The organism is Streptomyces sp. MnatMP-M17 (genome assembly GCF_900091995.1).
Classification (GTDB): domain Bacteria; phylum Actinomycetota; class Actinomycetes; order Streptomycetales; family Streptomycetaceae; genus Streptomyces.
The window spans coordinates 1-3,604 of the sequence record NZ_FMDK01000659.1 but is presented as its reverse complement, the minus strand read 5'-3'; the positions used below and the strand labels follow the sequence as shown (position 1 = coordinate 3,604).

3 protein-coding genes and 1 pseudogene are annotated in these 3,604 nt (G+C 69.6%); 2 read left to right on the top strand and 2 right to left on the bottom strand.

Translation table 11 applies throughout. The features are described from left to right. Both GA0115259_RS42205 and GA0115259_RS27595 read right to left on the bottom strand, forming a co-directional pair. A pseudogene (locus GA0115259_RS42205) lies at positions 1-107 on the bottom strand (ATP-binding protein); the annotation flags it as partial. Positions 108-452: 345 nt separating this feature from the next. Then, positions 453-1,460: a VldE C-terminal domain-containing protein gene (locus GA0115259_RS27595; RefSeq protein WP_093602075.1), complete on the bottom strand. Its 1,008-nt coding sequence runs from the start codon at positions 1,458-1,460 to the stop codon at positions 453-455. Positions 1,461-1,627: 167 nt separating this feature from the next. Between GA0115259_RS27595 and dapE the strand changes: the two genes are divergently transcribed. Together dapE and GA0115259_RS27585 are read left to right on the top strand one after the other, a co-directional pair. Then, positions 1,628-2,707, top strand: coding sequence for a succinyl-diaminopimelate desuccinylase (gene dapE, locus GA0115259_RS27590; RefSeq protein ID WP_093602073.1), 1,080 nt, complete (start codon positions 1,628-1,630; stop codon positions 2,705-2,707). A gap of 91 nt (positions 2,708-2,798) precedes the next feature. Continuing rightward, positions 2,799-3,548 (top strand): LOG family protein, encoded by a 750-nt coding sequence (locus GA0115259_RS27585; protein WP_093602071.1) that lies wholly within the window; start codon positions 2,799-2,801, stop codon positions 3,546-3,548. Positions 3,549-3,604 lie beyond the last annotated feature (56 nt).

The following is a 3,604-nucleotide window of genomic DNA, read 5'->3' as shown; positions in this document are numbered from 1 at the left end:
GGCAGGGCCGCCGCGCTCGCGGAGCCGGCCGCGCCGATCACGGGAGCTGCGCCGGCGGCGACGAGCAGCGCGGCACGGGCGATCCGACGGGTCACGGGGAGGGACATGATGCTCCTTTGGCGGGAGGGAAACAGTGCTTGTCCGTCGATCGGACGGCCTGACAACCCCTCGAAGGGCGCCGGAAGTTGCGGTGCGCCGAGGTAACGGCTTGATAACGCGTCGTATTGTCGGCGACGGAGGAAAGCGGGCAAATGCGGGTGTCCTGTGCTGCCTGATGAATCGTCACTTCCCTTGGGGCGCAAGGGAAAAGGCCGATGAGGCGGGTGCTGCCGAATCATCGGAAGAAATGCCGTCGGAAGAGCAGAGGACTCGCCCGTTCGGGGGAGTAGTCGTACTGCTGAGCGGTGCGCGATATGGCCCGGTATGCCGGTACGGCGGTGTGAACGGGCCGGCTATCGCGCGGTGCGCATACGGACCTCGACTGCGGTCTTGCCGGGCTTGCCGGGCTCTCCGGCCTTGCCGGACGGCTCGGAGGCGTCCGTCCGCCGCCAGCCCTGGTCCGCTTTCTTCGCGCTCCACACCCGGCCCGCGTAGCTGACCTCGTCGATCCGCAGGACGGAGGCCTGTGCCACCGCCCAGTGCGCCAGCTCCCAGCCGCGCCGTGACGAGGAGCCTTTGCCCGCCGGGCCGCCGCTCGCGTCCGTGTCCGCGACCGTGTCCATGGCGGTGTCCGTGCCCGTTCCGGCGGTGGCGGACACCGGCACGGACACTCCGGTGTCCGAGTCGGCGGGCCGTACTCCGGACCCGAAGGAGCGCGCCAGGGCGGCCCGTACCTTCGCCGGATCACCGGCCACGGCGGTGTCCGGCGCCGAACAGGTCAGCGAGGCCGCGGACCGGCCGGTGAGCGCCGCGGCCAGCAGCGCCGCGTCCGGCTCGTGCTTCGCGTACGCCTGCGGGAAGCCGCTGCGCTGCACGCGCTGGGCCGCCTCGGTGAGCGGCAGTCGCGAGTAGCCGGGGACCTTGGCGAGATGGTCGTAGAACTGTCCCGCCGAGTAGACCGGATCGAGGATCTGCTTCGCCGTGCCCCATCCCTTCGACGGGCGCTGCTGGAAGAGACCGAGCGAATCCCGGTCGCCGTGGTTCAGATTGCGCAGCGCGGACTCCTGGAGGGCCGTCGCCAGCGCGATCGTGACCGCGCGCTCGGGCAGCCCACGGGTGGTGCCGACCGCGGAGATCGTCGCCGCGTTCGCGGCCTGCTCCGGGCTCATCTCATAGGTGGGAGTGTCGCCCGAACCCTTCTCGCCCGTCGGATCTGTGGCCCGGACCACACACCTGGGCGCGCCTCCGCCGCCGGACATGTATTGCACGGCCATATATCCGGCCAGGGCCAGCAGTACGGCGAGCGCGGCGGCGATACGCAGAAGACGGCCGCGACGGGAGGGGGGAGCGGTCTCGGACACGGGCCCACCGTACTGGAGCCGGAACTGGAGTCGGATCACCCGTACGGGAGCCGGAACCCGGGGGACACCGGCCCTGGACCACCACGGCACCGGGCCGGACATCCCGTGCAGCGTGCCGGACATCCCGGGCAGCGGGCCGGGCATGCCGGGCGTACTAGGGTCGCAGCATGTCTGAGAACGTGCTCGACCTCACTCTGGACGGCCCGGCGCTCACCGCGTGCCTGGTCGACTTCCCGTCGGTCAGCGGCGAGGAGAAGCCGCTCGCCGACGCGATCGAGCAGGCGCTGCGTGCCCTGCCGCATCTCACCGTCGACCGGCACGGCAACAACGTCGTGGCCAGGACACGGCTCGGGCGGGACGAGCGGATCATCCTGGCCGGTCATATCGACACCGTCCCCATCGCCGCGAATGTGCCCTCGCGACTGGACGAGGACGGAGTGCTGTGGGGCTGCGGCACCAGCGACATGAAGTCGGGCGTGGCCGTCCAGCTGCGTATCGCGGCCACGGTCCCCGAGCCCAACCGTGATCTCACGTTCGTCTTCTACGACAACGAAGAGGTCGCCGCGGATCTCAATGGACTCGGACATGTGGCGGACGTACACCCGGACTGGCTGGAGGGCGATTTCGCCGTACTGCTGGAGCCGTCCGACGGTGAGGTGGAGGGCGGCTGCCAGGGCACGCTACGGGTCCTTCTCCGTACCACTGGTGAGCGGGCACACTCCGCGCGGAGCTGGATGGGCTCCAACGCCATTCACAGCGCGGCGCCGATCCTGAACCGTCTCGCCGCGTATGAGCCGCGCCGGCCCGTGATCGACGGTCTGGAGTACCGCGAGGGCCTCAACGCCGTACGGATCGAGGCGGGCGTCGCCAACAACGTCATCCCCGACGCCTGCACCGTCACCGTCAACTACCGCTATGCCCCGGACCGCAGTGAGGAGGAGGCCCTCGCCCATGTCCATGAGGTCTTCGCGGACTGCGGGATCGCGGAGTTCACGGTGGACGACCACTCGGGAGCGGCGCTGCCAGGTCTCTCGCATCCCGCCGCCGCGGCTTTCATGACCGCTGTGGGCGGTACGGCACGGCCCAAGTTCGGCTGGACGGATGTCTCGCGGTTCGGTGGACTCGGAGTGCCCGCGGTCAACTACGGTCCGGGCGATCCGCTGCTCGCCCACAAGCGCGACGAGCGCGTGGCCGTCGAGCGGATCACTCACTGCGAGGAACGTCTGCGCGACTGGCTCACCAAGTGACGGTCTGATCGTCTGCCGGAATTTCGCCGTTTGTCACGCCCAGGGACCTACCCTTGCCCAGAACAACGCACAGCGGCGGAGGGAGCGGGTCATGGGCATGCCTGACGGAGCGCGGAAGCCTGAGGAACAGCGGCTCGGACCGGTGATCCGCAGACGGGAGCAGGTGCAGCCCGGTACGACCGATCAGCGGCTGCTGGACACCGAAGGCGACTCGGAGTGGGTGCACACCGATCCCTGGCGAGTGATGCGTATCCAGTCGGAGTTCGTCGAGGGCTTCGGCGCGCTCGCCGAACTGCCCGGCGCCATCAGCGTCTTCGGCTCCGCGCGCACTCCGGTCGGCTCTCCCGAGTACGAGGCGGGCGTCCGGATCGGCGCGGCGCTGGTCGACGCCGGATTCGCGGTGATCACGGGCGGCGGTCCCGGCGCGATGGAGGCGGCGAACAAGGGCGCTCGGGAGGCGTCGGGAATCTCCGTGGGGCTGGGGATCGAGCTGCCCTTCGAGCAGGGGCTCAATCCGCATGTCGACATCGGTGTGAACTTCCGCTACTTCTTCGTCCGCAAGACCATGTTCGTGAAGTACGCGCAGGGCTTCGTGGTGCTGCCGGGCGGTCTCGGCACACTGGACGAGCTGTTCGAGGCGCTGACCCTGGTCCAGACCCGCAAGGTGACCCGCTTCCCGATCGTGCTGTTCGGCACGGCGTACTGGGGCGGGCTGGTCGAATGGCTGCGGAGCACCGTGGTCGCGCAGGGCAAGGCGTCCGAGAAGGATCTGATGCTGTTCCATGTCACGGACGATGTGGACGAAGCGGTCGCGCTGGTGACCAAGGAAACGGGCAAGTAGCAAGTAGCGAGTAGTCCGGTGGCCCGCCGGGGCCGGCCTGGCGGGCCCGCCGGTCA